We start from the raw sequence: 23,267 nt of genomic DNA, 5'->3' as shown, positions 1-23,267 counted from the left end.
TGCCGGTCACCGCTCCCCGTCCGAGAATCGGTCGGGGTACACGGTGTGGGCGATGGTCTCGACGGTCTCGGCGTCGCGCACCCCAGCGATAGTGGTGACTTCGAGACCGATCCGCAGGAAGCGCCCCTCGCGCACGGCGGCCAGGTCGCGCGTCGCCGGGTGGTCGCGCAAGAATGCCTCGGCCTCGTCGAAGGCCGCCTCGGTGGCCTCGGCGCCGCCGCGGTTACGGACGGCGAGCTGGATCCAGTCCGGGTCGGCGGCCACCACGTCCTCCCAGGACGTCGGCTGGAAGTCGGTGTCGCAGTCCGCGAAGACGTTACGCACCCCGGCCAGGGTCAGCACGGCGTTGGCGACCTGACGGTTGCACACGGCCATCGGCTGCTCGGTGCCGGCGTCGAAGTCGAAGATCCAGTACGAGGGTCGCTCGTCCGCCGGAACGTCGTCCACCACGCCGGCCACCTGGTCGAGACGCCCGGTCATGTCGGCGACCAGTTCCTCGGCCCGGTCCGAGGTGCCGGTGACGGCCCCCATCCGCCGGATGTCCTCCAGCACCGCGGACAGGTCCTCCCGAGGCTCGTCCGTCGTCGAGGCGCAGGCCGTGGACAGCAGGTACACGTGGGATATGCCGACGGCGGCGAACTCCTCCTCGGTGGGGAATCCCGTCATCCCCCCCATGCCGTCCATCGAGCCGAAGGTGTCGATGTACAGGTCGGCGCCCGAGCCGAGCAGCGTCTCCTTGTCGATGACGCCCTCGCCGAGCACCGGCACCGCCTGCGCCTGCTCGTCCAACTCGGCGGGCAGCGTGCCGGGCCCCGGCGGAAAGCCGGTGCCGATCACCCGCTCCCCGGCACCGAGTCGCAACAGCAGCTCAAGGCTGGAGGCGTTGCTGGTCACGATCCGCTCCGGCGCGGACTCGATCACCGTCTCCGTGCCCGCACAGTCGGCCACGGTCACGGGGAACGCGGCATCCGACTCGCCAGCGGCACCCTCGCCCGGGCCAGACAGTGTGCCGCCGTCCCCGCCGCATCCGGCCACGGCCGCGGCCATGGCCAGTGCCACGGCCCAACAACCCATCGTGCCCTTGGACCGACGGAGCATGATCCCTCCTGCTTTCCGCTGAATATGAGCCGCTACGTGGACCCAAACCAGCAGTCGGCGCCGGTGGCCGCCGAGTTCCAGGAGGGTCAGATCGGTTCGTCGGCCAGATACGGTGGTGCCGGCTCGTACCGGATGACGCGGAGCCCGTGGGCGCACCCGACCGACTACCGACCTGGGTGGTGCGCGTCCGCCGCCCGCCGACCAACGACCGGAGCCCACCGTGCCGTCCCCGTCCTGGCCTCCCTCACTCGCCATCCTCACCTTCCTCCTGCTGCTCGTGGTGGTGTTCTTACCTCTCCTTCGGCCTGGGCAGGCTGGCCGGGCCGGGCGGGCCCAGTACGCGCGAGGACGACGGAGGCACGGGAACCTCGGACCCAACCGAGACCGAACCCCCAGGACACGGCGGCGGTCATCGGTGAACTCGACGCTTCCGCTCCCCCGGTCCTGCCGTGGCCGGCATCACCCGGTTCGCCAGGCGGTGCCGGCCACGCCAGAGCCGGTCCGCCGTCAGGTGAGCAACTGGGCGGTCAGCGTCCGCCGGGCCCGGTTCACCCGGGATCGGACGGTGCCGACCGGGCAGTCGCTGACGATCGCGGCCTCCGCGTAGGGCAGGCCGAGGACCTGGGTCAGCAGGAACGCCTGCCGGCGCTCCGCCGGCAGCTTGGCCATCAGGTCGTCAAGGGCCACGCTCTCGTCGATACCGGGGAGATGGCGGGGTTGGGCCGCCTCCGCCACGGCTTGCCAGGCGTCGGTGCAGACCAGGACGGGCCTGGCCAGGTCGTGGCGGACGCGGTCGACGACCGCACGGCGGGCGATGGCCAGCAGCCAGGTGCGGGCCGACGACCTGCCCTCGAAGCGGGGCAGGGCGCGCAGGGCGCGCAGGAACGTCTCCTGGGTGAGGTCGTCCGCCGCCTGGGCGTCGCCGGTGAGGTGGATGACGAACCGCCGGACATGGGGGCGGGTGGCCACGACGAAGCGCTCGACCGCGCTCTCGTCCCCGGCACCGGCCGCCAACGCCCAACTGGTCACCGCGGCGTCGTCCCTTTTTCGGGCAGCGCGGTAGGAAGTGGTGGATTCCACGGTTGTTCTCTGTGTCCTTCGCGTGGACCGGCGCGCCCGCACGGAAGCGGCCACGCGCCGGTGAGTTGGTGGAACCGGCCGCGGCTCGTCGGCCGCGGTCCGGGTAGCGCCGTGTTGTCAGGCGACAGCGGGCGCCGCCGGTGGGCCGCGCGAAGGGACGACCCGGACGAGAAGCAGTTGGCGCGGCGCGTGGTCGGAGACCGCGGAAAGGGTGGACCACGCCGCCGGCGCCACGAGGGGGCGGGGGGACAGCAGCCACCGCACCGGGGCGAGCAGCCGCCGCGTGGTGGCCCGCAGCAGGCGGAAAACGGCGCGCTCGCCGCCCCACAGCCACACCGCGCTCAGCAGCGCCACCAGCACGTGGGCCGCGAGCATCCCGGTCGGATCGCCGCCCCCGTGGGACGGCGCCGCCCCGAGATGTCCCAGGCCCGCGTGGTTCAGCAGTTCGACGGCCTCACCCTGGGACAGCGAACCGTTGTTCGGCGATCCGCACAGCAGCAGGTCGGCCCACTCGCGCGCGGACATCGCCATACGGGGCGCGCCATGCGGCCCCGCGAGCGTGAACGCGGTGTGCAGCAGCCCCTGCGTGACGAGCGCCCCGACGATGACGGCACCGGGCCCGCGCTCACGGCGCGCGAAAGCCCAGGCGCCGAGACCGGTCACCGTACCCGCCGCCGCCAGCGTCGGCAGGGGGACCGGGTGGCCGGACATCGTCTGGTGCGCAAGCGCGGAGAGCAGCACGCACAGCGCCGCGAACACCAAGGCCCGCGCCGCCCGCACCATCGGACTCGCTCTCATGACTCCCGCATCGTCCCATTGGCGCGTTGTGGGAGAAGTGCCGGGCGGTCGCCGGAGCAAGCACCCGGCCGAAATCTCCCTTACGCCGGGCTCAGATAGCGCCCACCGCGGTGTCCAGGATCAGGAAAGCGGCCAGGGGGATCCCGAAGAGCGGTAGGAACCAGCCGACGAGAAGCAGGACCGCGCTGAGCGGGATCAGCACGCCCCCGGCACCTGCCGCCAGGCGCCGCTTGGCAGCGGGCGCCCGAAGGCGCCGGCCCCGGCCGCGCCGCCACCACATCTGGTAGCCCAGCACGATCAGGGTGGTGAGCGATACGGCGAGGAGGACCAGGGCGATCTGGTTGAGAAGGTCCGGAGTTCCTCGACGTTGGCCCCGGCGTAGGTGGACCAGGTCAGCCCGGTCGCGGACAGGAAGAACAGCCCGACGGCGGCCCACACGCCGACCGAGCCGTGCAGGCCCAGCGTGCGCCGCCGCCCGGTCGTGCCGCGCACCCGGCACCGCGCGCGGGCCCGGGTCAGCCACAGCACCAGGCCGGCGCCGGTGATCACCCACAGTCAGCTCGCGGCGAACTCGCTGTACAGCCGGCCCGGCTGGCCCAGGTGCAGGTCGCGGTGCAGTTCGTCGAACCAGGTGCGGAACAGCAACGCGCCCGTGCTGCCGTACTGTTCCAGCGCCCCGCGCGCGTCCGCGGTGCAGGGGTCGACGAACACCGCCAGGGTGTGCCCTCCGCGACTCCGGGGACCCCGGTGAGCAGCACGCGCGTGGTCGCCCACGGGGACGCGCAACTCGTCGGCGTAAACCAGCTTCTCCACCTGGAACGACACCGCGTGCAGCAACCCGCTCGCGGCCGCGACCAGCAGGAACGGTGCCACGAGAACGCCCGCGGCTCGGCCGGTGGATCTTCGGGCAGCACACCGGAAAGCGATTCCATGGCCATGACGTATCTCCTGGTTGCGCACGATCAGCCCCCTCGAACAGCCCGTACACGCTGCCGCCCACCACCCCACTCAGCAACGAGCCCACCCCGACCGCCAGCCGCTGCTGGCCGAACGTCACCGTGGCCGACCGCCTCGACCGCGCCAGCGCCTCCAGGTCGTTCTTGAGGAACAGCACGGCGTTGCCGACGCTCATCGCCACGGCACCGGCGGCGATGCCGACCGGCCGCCCGGTGGCGAACCCCGCCATACTCACCGCCATGCACGAGAAGCCGATCGCCATCGCCACCGAGTGGCGGGTACCTCCGACCCAACGCGCCACCAGCGGCTGAACCACCACCAGGCCGAGCGAGTACCCCATCATGACCACGCCGTAGAAGGCCGTGGACAGGCGCCCTTCCATGAATACCACCAGGTACTGGTAGAACTGCATGTACAGGTAGTGGGTCAGCACGGTCACCACGAACGGCATCACCGCCAGGCCACGTAGCACCCGCCGGAACGGCTCGACGGCCGGCCCCTCCTCGACCGGGCCCCTCCGGGCGCAGGAAGAAGTGACCGACCGCCAGCACGGCGTAGAGCACCGTGTTCACGGCGGACAACCGGCCCGGCTCGTGCAGGAACAGCGCCCCGACCACCGGGCCGAGAGCGATGCCGAGATTGCCGGCGGCGTTACCCGCGGACACCAGTCGCGGCCGCTGCTCAGGGGGCGCGGAATGCACCAGGTAACCACGGTACGCGGACGAGTAGAGCGCGCCCGCGCCACAGCTGAGGAACAGGGCGAGCACCGTCAACGCCCGCCTGCCCGCCCTGGCCAGATACGTCACCGCACCGAGGAAGTACAGGAACAGCCGCTCACGCAGCAGGACGGCCAGATACGGATGGACCGCGAAGGTTCCGATATTGACGAGGAACCCGCCCACGGGCAGGGCGAGTCGAGAGCCATTGAGGGCGTGCCGCACCCGGGCGCGCGGCGCCTCGGCACGTCCGCAGTGGACGATGATCGCGCGGCCATCAACCCGCGGATCCAGACCCGTCGACCGACACCGGGGCGGATCGTATGCGGAACGCTCTGACGGCGTAGCCAGACCCAGCACACCAGCCCATGCGTGACCTCCATCTGCTCCTGTCGAGACAGGTGAGGATCCTTCCCCCGAGCCTGCCCGTACGCGACCGCGCATACCGCGCCATCGGACCCCGACGGAGGACCAGTCGTCCCACGGGCCAGGAAAGTTCCCGGCATGATTTTCAGAAGTCGTGGACCGCAAAAGAATGGACGAATCCCCTTTATTAGTCGACCGAAAACCAGTTTCGGTTCCCGGTTGATTTTCCCTGCAATGGACTGCTGTCCGTGTCTTGTCACCCATGGGTCGATCAACTACCGTTCCGTGCGGCGCAGCTAGCGTCCTCGCCCGCTTCGGAGCCGGGGGTTCGCGCAATGCAGTGGTATGAGGAAGAGGAATTCTGGTCGGATTTCTCCAGCATCATGTTCTCCGCTCGAAGGGGTGCGGAGATCGTACGACTCGTCGACGAGGCGCTCCTTCTCGAATTCGCGCGCAATGCCCGTGTGTTGGATTTGTGTTGCGGGCCCGGCCTGTTTCTGGTTCCGCTGGCGCGCCGCGGCTATCGGGTGACGGGCGTGGATCTGAGCCCGGCCATGCTGAAACGCGCGGAGCGAGCCGCCGCCGGGGCCGGCGTCGACGCGCGTCTGGTGACCACCGACATGCTCACATTCGCCGAACCCAGGTCCTTCGACGTGGTACTCAACGTCTTCACGTTCGGCTACTTCGAGGACCCCGAGGACAACGCCAGGGTGCTGCGCAACGCCTACGCCTCCCTGGTACCCGGCGGGCGGCTGCTCATCGATGTGCTGGGCAAGGAGGTGCTGGCCGGCTGGATCGGCCGCCCGCAACTCGTCGAACTCGACAACGACGACGGCAATGACGGCGCGGAAGGCGGCTACGTCATCCAGCGCGACACCATCCTGGACGGCTGGCGGCGGCTGCGCACCGACTGGACGCTGGTACGCGGCGACACGGCCCGGGAGGCATCGCTCACCTGCTGGCTCTACAGCGGGGCCGAGCTGTGCACGATGCTCGAGGCGGTCGGCTTCACCGACGTCGAGTGCTACGGCGACTTCGACGGCGCCCCCTACGACCAGCACGCGAAGCGGCTCATCGTCCGCGGTACCCGGCCCAACGCACCCACGCAGGAGGAGTGGTGACGATCGTCGCGCAGGACGCGGCCCCGACGGTCACCGCGTGCCACCGGATGGCCGTGCTCGACCGGGAGCCCTGGTCACCGCCGGCCGTCCCGCCGAGGGTCCTGACGCCCGAGCCGCCGCGCCACGTCTTGGCCGACGAGGCGATCATCGTGCGTCACCCGCGCGCCGGGGCCACCCAACCGCTCCGGGACCTGCCGCACGCCACCGCCTCCCTGGAGGGAACACCCCGCATGATCCGACCACCGCTGCCCCGGACCCCGGGGGCGGCCCCGCTGACCGCGAATCCGCTGCCCACCGGCTGTGGGGCCGGACTCAAAACCGGATCGGCCGAAGAGACCGAGACCATCACCGTCTCCAACCGCGGCCAAACAATCACCCACCCCCGCCCCGAACAGGCGGTGGCCCACGGCGTCAGCGGCTCCCACGACACCACGGCCGACTGCCCCCGCTCGATCGGACGGTGACCGTCATGCACCCGCCCGCCGCCACCGTCCCCACCGTCCACGCGCACATCACCGACGCGGTCAAGGCCCCCGACCTGATCCGGCTCACCCCCCACACCGTCCTGGCCCGCTTCGAGACCCTGAAGATCTACGCGGCGCTCGGCGCCGTCCGCACCCTCCTGGACCGCGGCACCATCACCCCCGGCCAGACCGTGGTCGACAGCTCGAGCGGTATCTACGCCCTCGCCCTCGCCCTGGCCTGCCACCGATACGGCCTGCGCTGCCACATCGTCGCCTCCACCACCGTCGACGCCACCATGCGCGTCCAACTGGAGATCCTGGGCGCCACGGTCGACCAGATGCCGCCCTCCCAGGACCTGCTTCTGGACCAGGAACGGCGCGTCCGCCGAGTCCGCGAACTCCTCGCCCGGCAGCCCGACATGCACTGGATGCGGCAGTACCACGACCCCGTCCACTACACCGGGTACGAGGAGTTCGCCGACCTGGTGGCCGCCGCGCTGCCCGACCGCGAGCTGACCGTCGTCGGCGCCGTCGGCACCGGTGCCTCGTCCGCCGGACTCGTCCTGCCGTTGCGCCGCCGCGGCCAGGCCGTCCGCCTCGTCGGACTCCAGCCCTTCGGCAGCGTCACCTTCGGCAGCGATCGCTTCAGCGACCCCGAGGCCATCATCGCCGGCATCGGCAGCGCCATCCCCTTCGGCAACGTACGCCACGAGCTCTACGACACCGTGCACTGGATCGACTTCCGGCACGCCATGGCCGGCGCCATCGGACTCCTGCGCGACCACGCCGTCTTCGCGGGCCTCTCCACCGGCGCCGCCTACCTGGCCGCCCGATGGGAGGCGGCCCGCCACTCCCAGCGGACCTATCTGATCCTCGGTGCCGACACCGGACACCGCTATGTCGAGCGCGCGTTCGCCCGGCACCGCGAGGCGCCGGACCCGCACACCCTCAAGCCACACCAGATCACCGATCTGGCCAGCCTCGCCCTGCCCTGGTCGGTCATGGAATGGCGACGCAGCCCCCATCCGCCCGCACACCCACGCCCCGAGGAGACCGTGTGACCATAGCCGCCCTGGAGCTGGCTCTCCTTCGGCCTCGGCCGCCTGGTGGAGGCGGCCGCCACCGCCGGACACCTGCTGTGCCTCCTCACCCAGAACCGCGCCGTCTGCCGCCATGAACGCGCCCAACTTCCGCCGGACGCCCTCGACATCGACACCCTGGACACCGCCGCCTGCGCCGCCACCCTGGCCCAGCTCCCGGACCTGGCCGGGCTGATCAACTCCACCGGCACCTTCAGCGTCCCCGCCGCCGACCTCGCGGCCAACTCGGCCTACCAGGACCGGAGCCGAAGGCCGTCCGCCTGATCCGCGACAAGTCCCGCGTCCGCGACCTCCTCCACGACCGTGGCCTCAGCCGACTGCGCGCCCACCCCGTCGATCCCTGTCCCCGAGGCCGCCCCGGCCGTGCTCGAGACCATTGGGCTGCCCGCGGTACTCAAGGACACCACCGGTACCTCCTCGCGCGGCGTCTGGCTGGTCCGCGACGAAGGAGCCCTGCGCGCCGCCCTCACCGCCGCCTCCCACACCCCGTTGAAGGGCCGGCTGTTCGCCGAACCGCTCGCCTCAGGACCGCTCTACAGCCGGAGACCCTGAGCTGGGCCGGCGAGACCCGCCTACTCGGCGTGTGCAGCCGCCAAATGTCCCCCGAACCCGCCGTCCGCGAGGAGGCCGCCGCCTTCCCCGTCGCGTTCCCCGACGCCGAGACCACCAGGATCGAGGAGTGGGCCGACCGGCTGCTGGCCGCCGTGGGCCACGACGCCGGCTTCGCCCACATCGAGTTCGTCCTCACCGCCAACGGGCCCGAACTCGTGGAGATCAACCGCCGTATCGGCGGCGCCCTGGTCGGCGAGGCGCTGTGCCGCCGCCTCGCCACCAACGTCTACGACGCCCTGATCGACACCACCCTCGGCCGCCGCCCCGTCCTCCTCGACACCCCGCTCGACACCGGACCGGCCACCGGCTTCGTCCTCGTCCACCCGACCCACGACGGCACCCTCACCGGCTGGACCGGCCTCGACACCCTCCAGCCTTCCCGGGAACCCCTGAGTGGTACCCCACCCTGTTCCCCCGGCGATCCGGTCCACCATCTCCACGGCCCAGCGCGGCTGCACCGGCATCGTCCTCGCCGAGGCCGCCATCGCCGAACTTGCCCTGCACCGCGCCCTCAGCGCCGCCGGCAGCGTGCGCCCGGTCGTGCGGTCCTGAGCATCCACGAAACGGCGATTCGGTGGTGCGGACGAGTCGGGTGTGAACCGGGAGCTACCGATTGACGAGCCCCCGGGAACTTCCGGTCCTCGTGGGCCGACTACCGCGGCTGACCAGCGTTCGTCCGTGTCCTGCCCGCGAGGATCCATCAATGTCCCGTGGCCGATCCGCCGCCGTCCTGGCGACGGGGCTACTCCCCCTCATCACCGCGTGCGGGGGTTCCTCCGAGCCGGGGCCGTCGACCGACGTCCAGGGCTTCGACGCGACCACCGGCTTCGCGACCCACGAGGACCTCGCCCGGGCGGACGCCAGGACCTACGTCTCTCCCGAGGGCTGCGACCAGGACAACTCGCGGATGACCATCGAGGGCAGCCGAGTACCGCGCAGTCGCCATCGTCGAGGCCGGCGCCCAGCACATGCCACGGCTGGAGGTTCCCACTCGACGGAGCCCGCGTCGCTGCGGCCGGCACACGTTCAAGTATCTCGCCCGCACCGCGTGCGCTGCCTCCGCCCGCGGGTGGAGGCAGCGGCGGAACACACCGACGGTCTCTACTGGTGCTCCGTCACGACGACGCGGACCTGGGACGCGCGCATCCACAGCAGCACGCACACCACCGTCTCGACCACGGCGGTGGCCAGCAGCGCGGCCACTCCGCCCAGGGCGCCCGCGGGAGACAGGAAGACGAGGCTGATCACGGCCGCCACGGTCACGGTTGCCCAGCGCAGCCGTGCGGCCGGGCGGAGCACCAGCAGCACCTGCCCTGCCGGGGACGGGGCGGGCCACGGCCCGCCCGGGTGCTGGTGCCTGTGGTCAGCCGGCTCCCTGTGCATATCTGCCACGATGACACAGGGGGAGCTATCCGGCAGTCACCGCCCGACCCCCCCTTCCAATGAGGGTGACCGCTGGCGAACCTTACGGGGCCGGAAGGTCTGTGCACAGGCGGGGCGACCGCGGATGCGACGCCCCGCCGGCGGATGGGCTCGGGTCAGGCGGTGGCGCAGGTGCTGTCGTTGAGGGTGAAGGCGGTGGGTGCGGTGTTGGTGCCGGCCCTGCTGGCGACGAAGCCGAGGGTGACCGAGCCGCCGACCGGGATAGTGCTGGTGTAGGAGGCGGGGGTTACGCTCACCGAGCCGCCGTTCTGCGTGGGGGTGCCGCCCCACATGTTGGTGATGACCTGGCCGTCAGCGAAGGTGAAGCCGAGCGACCAGTCGTTGAGGGTGGCAGTGCCGGTGTTGCGGATCACGATCTCCCCCTGGAAACCGCTTTCCCACTCCCCCACCGAGCGGTAACCCACAGAGCAGGTGCCCTCCGTGTCTCCGGGCCCGCCCGGATTCTGGCTGCGCAGGTGCTCCCTGAACCCTTCGCCGTAGGTGCTGGTCGGCGTGCCGTTCCAGTCCTCGATGAGCACGCTGCCGCCGCCGCAGCCCCAGGGGTTCCAGGTCCAGGCCGTGTACCCTTCGAGGAGACGGAGAAGAAGTTCGGCACCGGGCAGTCGCTCACCTCCCACATCACGATCAGTGAGTGGCTCGATGAGTGGCTGGCGGGCAAGAAGAAGCTCAGCGACGGCGGCAAGAGCCGCTACGACATCGACGTCCGGGTGCATCTCAAGCCACACCTCGGCCACGTCCGACGCGATCGTCTCACCGTCGCCCGCCTCGACGCCATGTTCGCCGCCATCGAGGCGACCAACGAAGAGATACGCGACGCGAACACGATGCGACGCGCCGCGCTCGAGGAACTGTCCACCATCCCCGCGAAGGGCAAGGAGAACCGCGCCCTCCGCAAGGGACTGAAGGCAGCCATCGAGGCGATGCCTCCGTTCCGCCGGGTCACCGGCATGGCGTCCCAGCACCGCATCAAGGCCACGCTCAGGGCCGCGCTGAATACAGCTATCAAGCGCGGAGACCTCAGCTCCAACGCCGCCGCACACGTGGAGTTGGAACCGGCCGAGCGGCCCAAGGCACTGGTCTGGAGGACCGAACGTGTCGAGGAGTGGATGCGCACCGGTCTCAGACCGTCGCCGGTGATGGTCTGGACACCCGAGCAGACCGGCGCCTTCCTCGACTTCGTCGCCGACCACTGGCTGTACGGCGTGTGGCATGTGATCGCCTTCCGCGGCCTGCGCCGCGGCGAGGCGTGCGGATGCCGCAGAGGCGACCGGAACCGCCTGGCCAAGACACTGACCATCGCCAAACAGCTGGTGCAGACACGCACCGAGAACGGCTGGGGCGTGCGTGAGAGTGCACCGAAGACCAGCGGCGCGCGGGTCATCGCTGTGGACTCCGTCACCGACGAGGTGATCGACGGCCAACTCGCACGGCAGGAGGCCAAGCGGCGCGATCTGGGTGAGGCGTGGACCGACACGGGCCGGCTGTTCACGATGGAGGACGGCACGTGGATCGACCCCCGTTGGCTCAGCGAGGAGTTCGACCGGCTCGTCGCAGCATCGGGACTCCCGCCGATCCGCCTGCACGATCTGCGCCACGGAGCTGCCACGCTCATGCTCGCCGCGGGAGTCGACGCGAAGATCGTCGCGGAAACGCTGGGTCACAGCGACACCCGCATCACGCGGGAGGTCTACCAGTCCGTGCTCCCCGAAGTCGCCCTCCAAGCGGCCGAGGCGACCGCCCGCATGGTGCCCCGTGGCGACGCGGACAAGCCCTCGCCGGGCCTCACGGACGTAGACCTTGGACGACTCCTCGCCAGCCCTGCATTCGCGGCGCGGCTGGCCGCACTCGACCTACACGCCGAGACGTTCGTCGAGCAGATGACCGAAGCGATCCGCGCCGCGGTCCGGGAGGACCCGGAGCTGGACCGAGCCGCAGCGAAGCCGCGCAGCGGCACCGCGGAAGAGAACAGGGCTGAGGCGGCCGAGGCCGCCGCCACGCTGGTTCCCCTCCGGCGCGGGGCGACGGAGGACGACGACTGCCGCGCCGCGCCGGAAAATACCTCCGCTCACGCCACGCTCACGCCAGAGGGGGCGAAGATCATCACCTTCCCCTCCGGCCGGGTCCGGGCATAAGCAAAAGGCCAGGTCACACGAGGTGTGGCCTGGCCTTTCCTGGAGCCGCCTAAGGGAATCGAACCCTTGACCTACGCATTACGAGTGCGCCGGCCACCAGCACGCCGGCCGGCCGGGCCCAGCCGGCCGGGCCGTGGTCCTCGGTGAGCGCGGCGGTGGCCACCAGGGCGACCAGCAGCACGGCGGCGGCCCTGGCCAGCAGCAGCCGCACCCGGTCGGGGATCCGCGCCCGGTGGCTTGGGGGCGTGTCCGCAGGGTCGCGTCGCACGCCCGCGGCGTCTGGTGTGTGCGATCGCAAGGCGCCGGATCGCAGCTCGTACTTGGCCGTACTCGCGCGATTCGGCAACGCAGCGAGCGTGCGCGCCAGGCGTCGCGGGATAGACGGGACCTTGCGGACACGCCCCAAGAGCGGGCCGGTCACGCGAAGGGCGTAGGTGCCGGCGGCCAGCAGGAGGATGGCGTACAGGGGCATCAGCGCGCCTCCGGGACCGCGGCGGGCGCGGGGGTACGGCCGGGCGAGCACAGCAGGCCGGCGAGGGCGAGCAGCACCGGCAGCCCGGCGGGCAGGAACGGGGTGGCCGCGACCGCGACCGCGGCGCCGGACAGGGCGGCGCGCCGCGTGCGGCGGTCGCTCAGCGCGGGGAGCACCAGGGCGAGCAGCACCGCGGGGAACGCGGCGTCCAGCCCGAGCGCGTCCGTGTCGCCGATCCCGCCGCCGGCGAGCGCGCCCAGGACCACGCCCACGTTCCAGCAGAGGAACACGACGACACCGCATATCCAGAACGCGGCCCGGCGGCGCCGGCCGTCGGGCTGGCGCAGCGCGAAGGCCAGTGACTCGTCGGTGATCAGGTGGGCGCCCAGCAGCCGGGCGCGCCACCGGCCGTCGAGGGCGTCGGCGACGGCGAGGCCGAAGGGCAGCAGGCGGGCGTTGAGCACCAGGCCGGTCAGCACGGCGGCCGGCGGGAGGCCGCCGGCGAGCACCACGCCCAGCGCGGCGAACTGGGCCGCGCCGGCGAAGACCAGCAGCGACATGACGACCGGCACCCAGGCGGGCAGGCCGCCCGCCACGGCGATGGCGCCGAAGGAGGCGCCGACGACGGCGTCGGCCAGGCACACCAGGCCGATGTCGGCGAGCGTGCGGCGATCGAGTGTTCGGCAGAACGAACGCATGTCCGCTACAGTGAACCGAGCAGGCCGCGTTCGTCAAGTCGAACGAAGAGACGTCTGGAGCGAACACATGGAGAACGAGTCACCGGGCCGGGACGAGCGGCAGCCCTCCGACCTGAAGGGGCTCATCGCGTCGGCGCTCCGCCGGGAGCGGGACCGGGCGGGGCTGTCCCTCACCGAGCTGGCCCGGCGGGCGGGCGTCGCCAAGTCCACGCTGTCCCAGTTGGAGTCGGGCGCCGGCAATCCGAGCGTGGAGACGCTGTGGGCGCTGGGCGTCGCGCTGGGCGTGCCGCTCAGCAGGCTGCTCGATCCGCCCCGGCCGGGCGTCCGCGTGGTCCGGCTGGGCGAGGGCCCGGTCACCCACTCCGAACGGGCGGACTACGCGGCGGCGTTGCTGGCCTCCTGCCCGCCGGGCGCCCGGCGGGACCTCTACCGGATCACGGCCCAGCCCGGCCGGGCCCGGGTCTCGGACCCGCACATGCCCGGCACGGCGGAGCACGTGATACTCGGCGCCGGCCGGGCGCTGGTGGGCCCGGCCGGCGAGCCGGTGGAACTGGGCCCGGGCGACTACGCCTCCTACCCGGGCGACGCCCCGCACGTCTTCGAGGCCCTGGAGCCGGACACCACCGCGGTGATCGTCATGGAGCACATCTGAGGCGGGCCCGGCCGGGTCACAGGGCGGGCTCCTGCTGCGGCTTGGCGAACTTGGGCAGGGCGGTCATCAGCAGGGTCATCAGCGCGAACAGGCCCAGGACGTAGAACATGCCCACGCGAAACGCCCGCGCGAACGTCTCGGCCTGCGCGTCGCCGGCGTTGTCGGCCAGCACCCCGGCGACCACCTCGGCCTGCTCGGGCGTCACGCCGTCCGGCGCGGTGCGGCAGCTCTCGGGGACGACGCTCGGGTCGACCTCGGCCATCCGGTCCTCCGTGCAGAGGCGGTAGCCGGCGACGATGCCGTTCCGGACGTCCTCGTCCGCGACCCCGGCCACCGTCAGCTCCTGGTGGACGCGGGCCTCCACGGAGTCGATGCCCTTGCCGGACTGGCCGGGCAGCGCCGCCAGGAAGAGCACGGCGACCAGGGCGATGCCGATGGCGCCGCCGAGCTGCCCGGAGGTGTTGAGCACGCCGGACGCGGAGCCGGCGACCTTGTGCGGCACGTCGGTGAGCGCGAAGTCCAGCACGGGCGCGACGACACAGCCCATGCCGAGCCCGAAGACGAAGATCGGGACGCTCATCTCCACCGAGTCGATGCCCAGCCCGTACCGGTCGCTGGCCCAGATCAGCGCCAGCCCGCCCAGGATGAGCAGGCCGCCGCCGGCGAAGAGCACCCGCCGCCCGAAGCGGGGCGTCAGGAACTGCACCGCCATGCCGGCCGCCAGGATGAAGCCGATGAACATGGGCAGGGCCGTCAGCCCCGCGCGCATCGCCGACCAGCCCAGGCCCGTCTGCATGTAGAGGGTCCAGGTCAGGAAGAACGTGCCGTAGGCCACGCTGTAGACCAGGTTGACGCTGAAGCCGCCGGCGAAGCTGCGCGCGGTGAACATGTCGAGGGCGATCAGCGGCGAGCCGCCGCGCGCTATCAGCCGCCGCTCATAGGAGATGAAGCAGCCGAGCAGCACGAGGGAGCCGGCCATCATGACGAACGACCAGGCGGGCCAGCCCAGTTCGCGCCCCTGGGTGAGCGGGTACACGAGCATCAGCACACTGGCCGCCGCGAGCACCACGCCGACGACGTCCAGGCGCGGGGCGTCGGGGTCCTTGGACTCACGCACGAAGTAAAGCGCGGCGATGAACGTGGCGATGCCGACGGGCAGGTTGACCAGGAAGATGGGCCGCCACGACCAGCCGAAGAGGTCGGCCTCGACGAACACGCCGCCCAGCACCGGGCCCAGGATGACGGCCAGCCCGCCGATGCCGCCGAACATCCCGAAGACCTTGCCGCGCTCCTCCGCCGGGAAGGTCACATGGATGATGGACAGCACCTGGGGCACCATCAGCGCCGCCATGGCGCCCTGCACGACCCGGGCGGCGACCAGCATGCCGGGGCTGTCCGCGATGCCGCACAGCAGCGACGCGACGGTGAACCCGGCCATGCCGATGAGCAGCACGCGCCGCCGCCCGTAGATGTCGCCGAGCCGGCCGCCGGTGATCAGCAGGGTGGCGAAGGAGAGGGCGTAGCCGGCGGTGATCCAGGCGACCGCGGAATAACTGGCGCCCAGATCGCCCTGGATACTGGGGACCGCGACATTGACGATCGTCACGTCCAGCAGATCCATGAACGCGGCGAACAGAATGACCGACAGGGCCACCCAGCGCTTGGGATCCGGCGCGTCGGCGGCGGCCTCGGGCCGTTCCGCGAGATCCTTCAGCTCCCTCTCGCCGGGTTCCTCGGTGGTTTTCTCGGTGGGCACGGCCATGGGGCTTCCCGACCTTTCCTCACATCAGTCCGGGCAAGGACAAGCGCGCCCCGCCTGCCGGGCGTCCATCCGATCGTGCAACGAGTCGCCGGAGGGGCCAACGTTCACCAGTGCACTCTGTCAAGTGACGTATTCACAGCAACCAAGACACTTTAATACTAACTTGCTTGACCACTAAGTCTCTTGCGGAATACCGTTTCTGATGTGGGCCGGGGTGGACGCAGTGGCTCGGCCCGCCATGCCAAGAGCGCCCGCAAGGAGTTCTGATGACCACCAATGACAGCGATCGCGCCGACGCCACCGGTACGCCCGTCCGCAAGCGCGACCAGCCGCCCGGCGCGGTGGACTTCACGATGATGTATCTGACGCACGACGCGTTCCTGCGCGATCTGCGCCGCCTGGAGGCCGCGGTGGCGGCGGGCCGCGCCGGGGATCCGGCGGTGCGCAACGGCTGGCAGACGTTCAAGGAGCAGCTCCACAGCCACCACGTCGGCGAGGACGAGGCCGTCTGGCCGCAGCTCCGGGAGAAGCTCACCGCCCCCGAGGACATCGCGGTCCTGGACCTGATGGAGGCCGAGCACGGCCAGATCGACCCCCTCCAGGAGCGCATCGACGCCGCCTTCGAGACCGGCGGTCCCGAACTGGAGGCGGCCGTCAAGGAGTTCACCACCTCGATCGCCGCGCACATGGAGCACGAGGAGGACCAGGCCCTGCCGCTGGTGGAGACCCACCTCGGCCCCGAGGGCTGGGCGAACTACAGCCAGTTCATGCTCCGCACCCAGACCATGTCCGACGTCGGCGCCTACTTCGCGTGGCTGCTGGACGGCGCGAGCAACGAGACGCGCAACCGGGCGCTCGGCCCGCTGCCGCCCCCGCTGCGCTACATGCTGCACCAGGAGTGGGAGCCGGCGTACCGCAGTGTCCCGCGCTGGAGCGACACCCCGGCCTGACGGCCGCCGCGCCGCCGAGCACCGTGAAACGGCCCGCCCCGTGAAGGGGCGGGCCGTTCCGCTGCGCGGGGAGCGAACCGGCTTACTCCACGTGGAAGTTGGCCATCATCGCCATGTCCTCGTGTTCCAGGTTGTGGCAGTGCATCATGTAGCGGCCCTTGTGCCCGGCGAACCGGGCCAGCACCTCGACCACCTCGTACGGGCGGACGTCCACGGTGTCCTTCCACCCGGCGTCGGTCGGCTCCGGCGCCTCCCCGTTGCGGGAGATCACCTGGAAGTGCGCCAGGTGCAGATGGACGGGGTGGTGGAAGTCGCTGCTGAACCGCCAGAGTTCGACCGTGTCCAGCCGCGGGTTCGCCCAGGAGTCACCGGTGCTGAACGGGCGTCCGTTGACCGTCCACATCTCGTGGCCGCCCTCGTTGGTGAGCCGGAAGTCGAACGTCCGCTCCCGCACCGACTGGGAACGGGCCACCCGCACCGGCTCGGCGAGCAGCCGGTCGGGGACGCTGGAGTCGTCCTGCGCGCGGCGGGCGACGCGGAACTGCATCACCTGGCGCATGGCCCCGTCCTCCAGCGTGTTCACCAGGTTGACGCGGGTGTCCACCGGGAACTGGGAGAAGTCGACGACCACGTCGAACCGTTCGGCCGGCGCCATGGTGATCGTGTCGTGGGACACCGGCCGCTCCAGCAGCCCGACATCGCTGCCGATCTGGACGATGGGCCCGACCCGGCGCCCATCGGCCTCCAGCGTGAGCTGGTAGCGGCGGGCGTTCGACGCGTTCAGCAGCCGGAACCGGTAGCGGGTGGTGGTCACGTCGAGCACCGGCCAGGGCGCGCCGTTGACCAACTGCACATCGCCGAGGACGCCCGAGTGGTAGTCGGACTCCACGCCCGGCTCGCCCGACAGCGACGGGTCCAGCGAGGGGTAGCGGAACGAGCCGTCCTCCTCGAAGGCGCGGTCGCAGATCATCAGCGGTATGTCCCGCTCCCCCTGGGGCAGCGGGAGCCCCTGCTCCTCCTCGTCCCGCACCAGGAAGAAGCCGGCCAGCCCGCGCCAGACCTGCGGCGCGCTGAAGTCCATGCGGTGGTCGTGGTACCAGAGCGTGGCGGCCCGCTGTCGCAGCGGGTACTCGTACGTCTTCTCCCCCGCGTGGAGCGTCCAGTCCTCGGGCGCGACGTGCATCCCGTGGGCCGTGTCGGGCGTCCAGTTGCTCTCGGGGGCGTCGGGGTCACTGCCGACGGGCAGCACCAGGTCGGTGGGGTAGCCGTCGGAGTCGGGCGGGGTGACGCCGCCGTGCAGATGCGTGGAGGTGGGCACCGGCAGCGAGTTGCGCACGGTGACCAGCGCGGTGCGACCGCCCTGGGCGATGAACGTCGGGCCCGGGAAGGTCCCGTCGTAGCCCCACACGGTGGTCTGGAGGCCGGGCAGGATCTCCACGGCGGCCTTGCGCTGCTCGACCTCGAACCGGTCGACGCCGCCCTCCTGGCTGACCGGCCGGGCGACCTGGGGGATCGGCAGCGGCACGCCGAACGGCTCCGGCAGCGGGGCCGCGCTGGTGACGATCTTGCCGGTGGTCTCCTTCGTCAGCTCGCCGCAGGCCGTGACGCCGGCCGCCACCACGGCGGTGCCACCGGCGAGTTGGAGGACACGGCGCCGGGACAGCGGGCGGGCCTTCACTCCTCTCCCTCCGCCCCGACGAGCGCCCGCTCCTCGGCCGGCTCGTCCGCCGCGGCGTCGGGCGTGCGCGCCGGCCGCAGCAGCGCGAACGTCCACAGCACCAGGGCCGCCTCGACGGCGCAGATGGCCATGCCCAGCGGCATGTGGCCGCCCAGGGTCCGGCGGTCGCCGAGGATCTGCTGGATGGCGACCATGACCAGCAGGCCGAGCGCCGCCGCCATGGGCCACCGCAGCCAGCGGTTGCGCCGCCACAGCAGCACGGCCAGCACGACCTGGGCGAGCGTGAGGACGTTCAGCGCCATCGCGTACGTCTCGTGCCAGTCGAGCATTTCGATGTCACCGGTGACGAACAACCCGGCCACCGCGGCGAGTCCGATCGTGGTGATGAGGGCCAGGAGGCACACCGTCCGCAGCAGACCCACGACCACGCGGCCCGTCACGGGCCGGATGACGGCCACGTCCCCGGGGAGCGATCGCACTTCAGCGTCCGGCGCTCCCGTACTTAAGCGCTTCACAGAGTTACCCATTCCTTCCGACATGTCGCGGCCGGCACAGGCTGGTTCGTCCGTACCGATCGCCGGGCGCCAACGGTCATACGAATCCCCAGTAGAGGCGGTCCGGCCGTGTGCCGACCAAGACTTCGAACAAGATCTGTCACGTCTGATTCTTTCAGCCCCACTGGGACCGCACACGGGGCCACCGCAGCGCGGTGGCCCCCCAGGTCAGTCCGTCTCCGAACGCGGCGAGCAGCACCCGGTGACCGGCGCCGAGGGCGCCCTCGGCGGCGGCCCGCGCCAGCAGCAGGGGAACGGCCGCGGCGCCGGTCGGCGACCCGTCGCCGGCGGGCGGCAGGCGGCGTTCCGGCGGCACGCACAGCCGCTCGGCCACCTCCCGCAGCACCTTCGCCACGTCGCCGCGAGGGGCGGCCAGTTGGTCGATGTCCCGCGCCGACCAGCCCGCGGTGTCGAGCGCCTCCAGGCTGGCGGCGTAGACGCGTTCGGCGGTGTGCCGCGACGCGTCGGCGTCGGCGCGCTCGTCCTGCTCGCCGTCGCTGCCCAGCACCACGCGGCCGACGGCGCCGGCCTCGCGGGCGTGCCCGGCGCGGAGCACGACGGCCGCGGCGCCGCCCGGCGCGCCGGCGGCGGCGCGATCCGCGGCGACGAGCAGCACGCGTTCGGCGGCGCCGGAGGTCACCAGGCCCGCGGCGCTGGCCAGTCCGTACAGGAACCCGCTGCACACGGCCGCCACGTCGAACGCGGCCACGCCGCCGAGGCCGAGCCGGGCCGCGACGCGCGGGGCGGTCGGCGCGGCGGCGTCAGGGGTCGCGGTGGCCAGCACGACGGCTCCGGCCGCCACCGAGCCGGAGGAGGCGAGCGCGCGGCGCCCGGCGGCCACGGCCAGCTCGCAGGTGTCGGCCGACTCCCCGGCGGGCGGCGGCAGATGACCGCCGATGCCCTCCAGCACGGCGGCGCGGCCGGGCGGCGGGCGCAGCGGGGCGTATCCGGCGGCCACCAGCAGGGTGCTGCGGTGCTGAACGGGCACGCCCAGATGGTCCGACAGCCGCAGCAGCAGGCCCCGGCTGGGGCGCGCCCGGCCGTTCTCCACGAAGCTCAGGTGCCGCGCCGAGACCTCCGCCCGTTCGGCGAGCTCCAGTTGGCTGAGTTTCCGTCGGCGGCGCCACTCGCGGATGAGCGCGCCGGGTTCGGCGGATGTCTCGGTGAGGGCCACGCTTGGCATGCTAGGGAGCGGCCGGGCGCGGTGCCCTCGGCCGGGAAGTTCTTCGTCACCTCCCGGCCGTCATCAGCCCTGTTGAGCAAGGCAGTTCACAGATCGTCGGCGGAGACGATCGTGGGCTCGGGGATCGGAACGATGAACCGGCCGCCGTTCTCCAGGAATTCGCGTTCCTTGCCGATGATCTCCTCCGCGTAGTTCCAGGCCAGCAGCAGGTAGTAGTCCGGCGGGTTCTCCTTGCCGTACTCCGGGGTGCGCACCGGGATGTGGGAGCCGGGCAGCACCCGGCCGTGCTTGAGCACGGTGGTGTCGATGGAGAACTCCAGCTCGTCGGTGCCCAGTCCGCACACGCCCAGCAGCGTGTTGCCCTTGGCGGGGGCGCCGTAGCCGGCGACCCGCTTGCCGTCGGCGACCAGGGAGCGCACCAGGGCCGGCAGCTTCTCGCCGATCCCCGCCACGCGGCCGGCGAACTCGGCGTAGGTGGCGTCCTCGAAGAGCCCGAAGTCCCGCTCCTGCTCCCGCATCCGGTCCACCACGGGGCGCGGCTCCCAGGGGCCGTCGTCGCGGCCGACGAAGACGAGGATCGATCCGCCGTGCACCGCCAGCCGTTCGACGTCCACCACGCGCAGCCCGTGCCGGCCGAACAGCGTGGCGAGCGTGTCGACGGCGAAGTACGACAGGTGCTCGTGGTAGATCGTGTCGAACTCGTTGTGCTCCAGCATGTCCAGGGCGTAGGGCACCTCGACGGCGAACACCCCGGCGGGTTCGAGGAGTTCACGCACGCCCACGGCGATCTCGGCGATGTTGTCGATGTGCGCGAAGACATGGCGGCCCAGGATCAGCCGCGCGGGCCCGTACTCCTTCAGCACGCGGCGCGCGGTGGGCCCGGAGAAGAAGTCGGGCAGCGTCTCCACGCCGCGCTCCCCGGCCGCGGCGGCCAGGTCGCGGGCGGGATCGACGCCCAGGGTGCGCATGCCGATGTCCTGGAACGCCGAGAGCTGCTGCCCGGTGTTGCTGCCCATCTCGACGACGAACGAGCCGGCGGGCAGCGCGAACCGGTCACGGCACAGCGCGGCGACATGCCGCATGTGCTCGGCCATGGTGCGGGAGTCGGAGGTGACGTAGAAGTACCGGCGGTAGAGCACCTCCGGGTCGACCACATGGGTCAGGCTCATCAGCCGGCAGGACCGGCAGGAGACGACGCCCAGCGGGTAGGCGGGCTCGTCGTCGTAACTGTCGGCCGGTTCAAGGAAGCTGTTGGCCAGTGGCAGCGGGCCGAAGGAGACGACCTCCTGCCAGTCGTTTCCGTCGCAGACCCGGCAGGTGTCGATCAGCCGCACCGGCTCCCTGGTGTCCTCGTTCACGAACGTGCCTCTCTTCCGATGCCTGTACTGACGTGTCGTTCCGGGTCGGGCGCGGGCCGGCCGGGGAAGGGCCCGGACAGCGCCGTGGTGAGCATGTCCCGCCAGTGCGCCATCGGCGGCAGCCCGGCGGCGGCCCACCGGTCGTGCGCCAGCACGCTGAAGGGGGGCCGGGGGGCGGGGCCCGCGTGGTCGCGCGTGCTGCCGCGCGTCACCAAGTCGGGGTCGAGTCCGGCCAGTTCGACGGCCGCGCGGGCCAGGTCGAACCAGGTGGCCCGGCCGGCGGCCGTGCCGTGGTAGACGCCGCCCGGCGCGTGACCGGCGTGCGCGCGGCGGCCGAGCTCCACCAGGCGCTCGGCGAGCGCCGCGGCCCAGGTCGGCTGGCCGTGCTGGTCGTCGACCACCCGCAGCGTCCGGCCCGCCGCGGCGCGGCTCAGGATGGTGCTGACGAAGTTCTTGCCGTGCCGGCCGTAGAGCCAGGCAGTGCGCACCACGTGGCCGGTCTCCGGCAGCAGGGCCGCGACGGCCTCCTCGCCGGCGCGTTTGCTCCGGCCGTAGGCGTTGATGGGGCGGGTGGGGGCGTTCTCGGCGTAGGGGGTGGCGGTGTCGCCGGGGAAGACGTAGTCGGTGGAGACGTGGATCAGCCGCGCCCCGTTCGCGGCGCAGGCCGTGGCCAGGGTGGCGACGGCCCGGCCGTTGACCGCGACGGCCTCGGCCTCGTGCGCCTCGGCGCCGTTGACGTCCGTCCAGGCGGCGGCGTTGACGACGAGGTCGTGCCCCGCCACCGCGGCGGTCACCGCGTTCGCGTCGGTGATGTCGAGCGTGGCGCGGGAGGCCGCGGTCACCCGGGCGCCGGGGTCGGCGGCCAGGACGGTCAGCAGCTCACGGCCGAGCATGCCGCCCGCGCCCGTCACCAGCCAGCGCGTCATGCGCCCGCCACCGCCTCGGCGGCGGGCGCGCGCCACCAGTCGCGGTTCTCGCGATACCAGGCGACGGTGGCGGCCAGGCCCTCGGTGAAGTCGATCTCCGGGGCGAAGCCCAGCTCGTCGCGGATCTTCTCGGCGGACAGCGCGTAGCGCCGGTCGTGGCCCTTGCGGTCCGCGACGTGGTCCACGGCGCTCCAGTCGGCGCCGCAGGCGGCCAGCAGCCGGCCGACGAGCTCGCGGTTGGTCAGCTCGGCGCCGCCGCCGATGTGGTAGATCTCCCCGGCGCGGCCGTGCCGCAGGACGGTCTCGATGCCGCGGCAGTGGTCGTCCACGTGGAGCCACTCGCGGACGTTGCCGCCGTCGCCGTAGAGCGGCACGCGCTTGCCCTGGAGCAGGTTGGTCACGAAGAGGGGGATGAGCTTCTCGCAGTACTGGTACGGCCCGTAGTTGTTGGAGCAGCGGGTGATCACCACGTCCAGGCCATGGGTGCGGTGACAGGCCAGCGCCAGCAGGTCCGAGCCGGCCTTGGAGGCGGAGTACGGGGAACTGGGGGCCAGCGGCTGGTCCTCGCGCCAGTGCCCCTCGTCGATGGAGCCGTAGACCTCGTCCGTGGAGACGTGGACGAAGCGGCCGACGCCGTGCCGCAGCGCGGCGTCCAGCAGGACCTGGGTGCCCTGCACGTTGGTGGAGACGAACGGGAGGGCGCCGGCGATCGACCGGTCGACGTGCGACTCGGCCGCGAAGTGGACCACGGCGTCGTGGCCGGCCATCACCCGCGAGACGGTGTCGGGGTCGCGGATGTCGCCGCGCACGAAGGCGTAGTCGGCGTGCCCGGCGACCGGGGCGAGATTGGCGAGGTTGCCGGAGTAGGTGAGGGCGTCGAGCACGGTCACCCGCTCCGCTCCCCCGGTCAGCAGTCGCCGGACGAACGCCGAGCCGATGAAACCGGCGCCGCCCGTGACGAGAATGCGCATGGCTGCCGCTCCTTGTGGCGCTGGATGGTGAAACGGGCGGCCCGGCGCCGCCGTCCATGGGGTGGGTCCGTCTTCGAAGGGGGCGTCCGTCCGCCCGCGTCGTCTGGTGCGTGCGATCGCAAGGCGCCGGATCGCAGCTCGTACTTGTTCGTACTCGCGCGATTCGGCAACGCAGC

General features: G+C 71.9%; 21 protein-coding genes, 1 tRNA gene and 4 pseudogenes. 9 read left to right on the top strand and 17 right to left on the bottom strand.

The window, feature by feature from the left end; all coding sequences use genetic code 11:
* Positions 1-6: 6 nt before the first annotated feature.
* From RM590_RS28220 to RM590_RS28205, 5 genes and pseudogenes are all read right to left on the bottom strand, one after another.
* A complete protein-coding gene (locus tag RM590_RS28220) occupies positions 7-1,074 on the bottom strand; it encodes an ABC transporter substrate-binding protein (RefSeq protein ID WP_311707562.1) in 1,068 nt (355 codons plus the stop codon).
* 531 nt (positions 1,075-1,605) lie between these two features.
* A complete protein-coding gene (locus tag RM590_RS28215) occupies positions 1,606-2,178 on the bottom strand; it encodes a sigma-70 family RNA polymerase sigma factor (RefSeq protein ID WP_311707561.1) in 573 nt (190 codons plus the stop codon).
* A gap of 117 nt (positions 2,179-2,295) precedes the next feature.
* Positions 2,296-2,976 carry a hypothetical protein gene (locus RM590_RS28210; RefSeq protein WP_311707560.1) on the bottom strand — a complete coding sequence of 227 codons (681 nt, stop codon included), beginning with the start codon at positions 2,974-2,976 and terminating at the stop codon, positions 2,296-2,298.
* A 91-nt stretch (positions 2,977-3,067) separates the two neighbouring features.
* Complete coding sequence (locus RM590_RS36105; protein WP_394813989.1) at positions 3,068-3,271, bottom strand: hypothetical protein; 204 nt, start codon at positions 3,269-3,271, stop codon at positions 3,068-3,070.
* Positions 3,272-3,273: 2 nt separating this feature from the next.
* Positions 3,274-3,849: pseudogene (locus RM590_RS28205) on the bottom strand (PepSY domain-containing protein).
* A 245-nt stretch (positions 3,850-4,094) separates the two neighbouring features.
* On the opposite strand from RM590_RS28205, the gene RM590_RS28200 reads away from it, so the two are divergent.
* From RM590_RS28200 to RM590_RS36100, 6 genes and pseudogenes are all read left to right on the top strand, one after another.
* Positions 4,095-4,244, top strand: a complete 150-nt coding sequence (locus tag RM590_RS28200) for a hypothetical protein (RefSeq protein WP_311707559.1) — start codon at positions 4,095-4,097, stop codon at positions 4,242-4,244.
* A gap of 222 nt (positions 4,245-4,466) precedes the next feature.
* A complete protein-coding gene (locus tag RM590_RS28195) occupies positions 4,467-4,988 on the top strand; it encodes a hypothetical protein (protein ID WP_311707558.1) in 522 nt (173 codons plus the stop codon).
* 362 nt (positions 4,989-5,350) lie between these two features.
* Positions 5,351-6,136 (top strand): class I SAM-dependent methyltransferase, encoded by a 786-nt coding sequence (locus tag RM590_RS28190; RefSeq protein ID WP_311707557.1) that lies wholly within the window; start codon positions 5,351-5,353, stop codon positions 6,134-6,136.
* Complete coding sequence (locus RM590_RS28185; protein ID WP_311707556.1) at positions 6,133-6,600, top strand: hypothetical protein; 468 nt, start codon at positions 6,133-6,135, stop codon at positions 6,598-6,600. The genes RM590_RS28190 and RM590_RS28185 overlap by 4 nt, the downstream gene beginning before the upstream one ends.
* Before the next feature lie 5 nt (positions 6,601-6,605).
* Entirely contained in the window at positions 6,606-7,661 is a 1,056-nt protein-coding gene (locus RM590_RS28180) for a pyridoxal-phosphate dependent enzyme (protein WP_311707572.1), read from the top strand.
* Positions 7,658-8,864 (top strand): annotated as a pseudogene (locus RM590_RS36100) (ATP-grasp domain-containing protein). Before RM590_RS28180 ends, RM590_RS36100 begins: the two are co-directional and overlap by 4 nt.
* A gap of 413 nt (positions 8,865-9,277) precedes the next feature.
* On the opposite strand, the pseudogene RM590_RS28160 reads toward RM590_RS36100, so the two are convergent.
* From RM590_RS28160 to RM590_RS28150, 3 genes and pseudogenes are all read right to left on the bottom strand, one after another.
* Positions 9,278-9,349, bottom strand: a pseudogene (locus RM590_RS28160) (nitroreductase family protein); the annotation flags it as partial.
* 64 nt (positions 9,350-9,413) lie between these two features.
* Positions 9,414-9,695 carry a hypothetical protein gene (locus RM590_RS28155; protein ID WP_311707552.1) on the bottom strand — a complete coding sequence of 94 codons (282 nt, stop codon included), beginning with the start codon at positions 9,693-9,695 and terminating at the stop codon, positions 9,414-9,416.
* Positions 9,696-9,850: 155 nt separating this feature from the next.
* A pseudogene (locus RM590_RS28150) lies at positions 9,851-10,171 on the bottom strand (cellulose binding domain-containing protein); the annotation flags it as partial.
* A gap of 39 nt (positions 10,172-10,210) precedes the next feature.
* On the opposite strand from RM590_RS28150, the gene RM590_RS28145 reads away from it, so the two are divergent.
* Positions 10,211-11,887: a tyrosine-type recombinase/integrase gene (locus RM590_RS28145; protein ID WP_311707551.1), complete on the top strand. Its 1,677-nt coding sequence runs from the start codon at positions 10,211-10,213 to the stop codon at positions 11,885-11,887.
* A gap of 40 nt (positions 11,888-11,927) precedes the next feature.
* On the opposite strand, the gene RM590_RS28140 is transcribed toward RM590_RS28145, so the two are convergent.
* Both RM590_RS28140 and RM590_RS28135 read right to left on the bottom strand, forming a co-directional pair.
* Positions 11,928-12,005, bottom strand: a tRNA-Thr gene (locus RM590_RS28140).
* A 353-nt stretch (positions 12,006-12,358) separates the two neighbouring features.
* Complete coding sequence (locus RM590_RS28135; protein ID WP_311707550.1) at positions 12,359-13,057, bottom strand: AzlC family ABC transporter permease; 699 nt, start codon at positions 13,055-13,057, stop codon at positions 12,359-12,361.
* A 67-nt stretch (positions 13,058-13,124) separates the two neighbouring features.
* Between RM590_RS28135 and RM590_RS28130 the strand changes: the two genes are divergently transcribed.
* Positions 13,125-13,709 (top strand): helix-turn-helix domain-containing protein, encoded by a 585-nt coding sequence (locus tag RM590_RS28130; protein WP_311707549.1) that lies wholly within the window; start codon positions 13,125-13,127, stop codon positions 13,707-13,709.
* 16 nt (positions 13,710-13,725) lie between these two features.
* On the opposite strand, the gene RM590_RS28125 is transcribed toward RM590_RS28130, so the two are convergent.
* Entirely contained in the window at positions 13,726-15,471 is a 1,746-nt protein-coding gene (locus tag RM590_RS28125; RefSeq protein WP_311707548.1) for an MFS transporter, read from the bottom strand.
* 266 nt (positions 15,472-15,737) lie between these two features.
* Here RM590_RS28125 and RM590_RS28120 point away from each other — a divergent pair, with 266 nt between their 5' ends.
* Positions 15,738-16,421, top strand: coding sequence for a hemerythrin domain-containing protein (locus RM590_RS28120; protein WP_311707547.1), 684 nt, complete (start codon positions 15,738-15,740; stop codon positions 16,419-16,421).
* Positions 16,422-16,503: 82 nt separating this feature from the next.
* Here the strand turns inward: RM590_RS28120 and RM590_RS28115 are convergent, their stop codons facing one another.
* The 6 genes from RM590_RS28115 to rfbB form a co-directional block, all read right to left on the bottom strand.
* The gene (locus RM590_RS28115; RefSeq protein WP_311707546.1) at positions 16,504-18,099 is read right to left on the bottom strand and encodes a multicopper oxidase family protein; all 1,596 of its coding nucleotides are present in this window, start codon (positions 18,097-18,099) and stop codon (positions 16,504-16,506) included.
* Complete coding sequence (locus RM590_RS28110) at positions 18,096-18,578, bottom strand: hypothetical protein (protein WP_311707545.1); 483 nt, start codon at positions 18,576-18,578, stop codon at positions 18,096-18,098. The genes RM590_RS28115 and RM590_RS28110 overlap by 4 nt, the downstream gene beginning before the upstream one ends.
* Before the next feature lie 190 nt (positions 18,579-18,768).
* Positions 18,769-19,827, bottom strand: a complete 1,059-nt coding sequence (locus tag RM590_RS28105) for a 3-oxoacyl-[acyl-carrier-protein] synthase III C-terminal domain-containing protein (protein WP_311707544.1) — start codon at positions 19,825-19,827, stop codon at positions 18,769-18,771.
* Positions 19,828-19,922: 95 nt separating this feature from the next.
* Entirely contained in the window at positions 19,923-21,194 is a 1,272-nt protein-coding gene (locus RM590_RS28100) for a class I SAM-dependent methyltransferase (protein WP_311707543.1), read from the bottom strand.
* Positions 21,191-22,120 (bottom strand): dTDP-4-dehydrorhamnose reductase, encoded by a 930-nt coding sequence (rfbD, locus tag RM590_RS28095; protein ID WP_311707542.1) that lies wholly within the window; start codon positions 22,118-22,120, stop codon positions 21,191-21,193. Before rfbD ends, RM590_RS28100 begins: the two co-directional genes overlap by 4 nt.
* A complete protein-coding gene (gene rfbB / locus RM590_RS28090; protein WP_311707541.1) occupies positions 22,117-23,091 on the bottom strand; it encodes a dTDP-glucose 4,6-dehydratase in 975 nt (324 codons plus the stop codon). Before rfbB ends, rfbD begins: the two co-directional genes overlap by 4 nt.
* Between the last annotated feature and the right edge of the window lie 176 nt (positions 23,092-23,267).

Source organism: Streptomyces litchfieldiae, from assembly GCF_031845365.1.
Taxonomy (GTDB): domain Bacteria; phylum Actinomycetota; class Actinomycetes; order Streptomycetales; family Streptomycetaceae; genus Streptomyces; species Streptomyces litchfieldiae.
The sequence above is the reverse complement of the archived record's forward strand: the minus strand, read 5'-3'. Positions and strand labels throughout refer to the sequence as shown.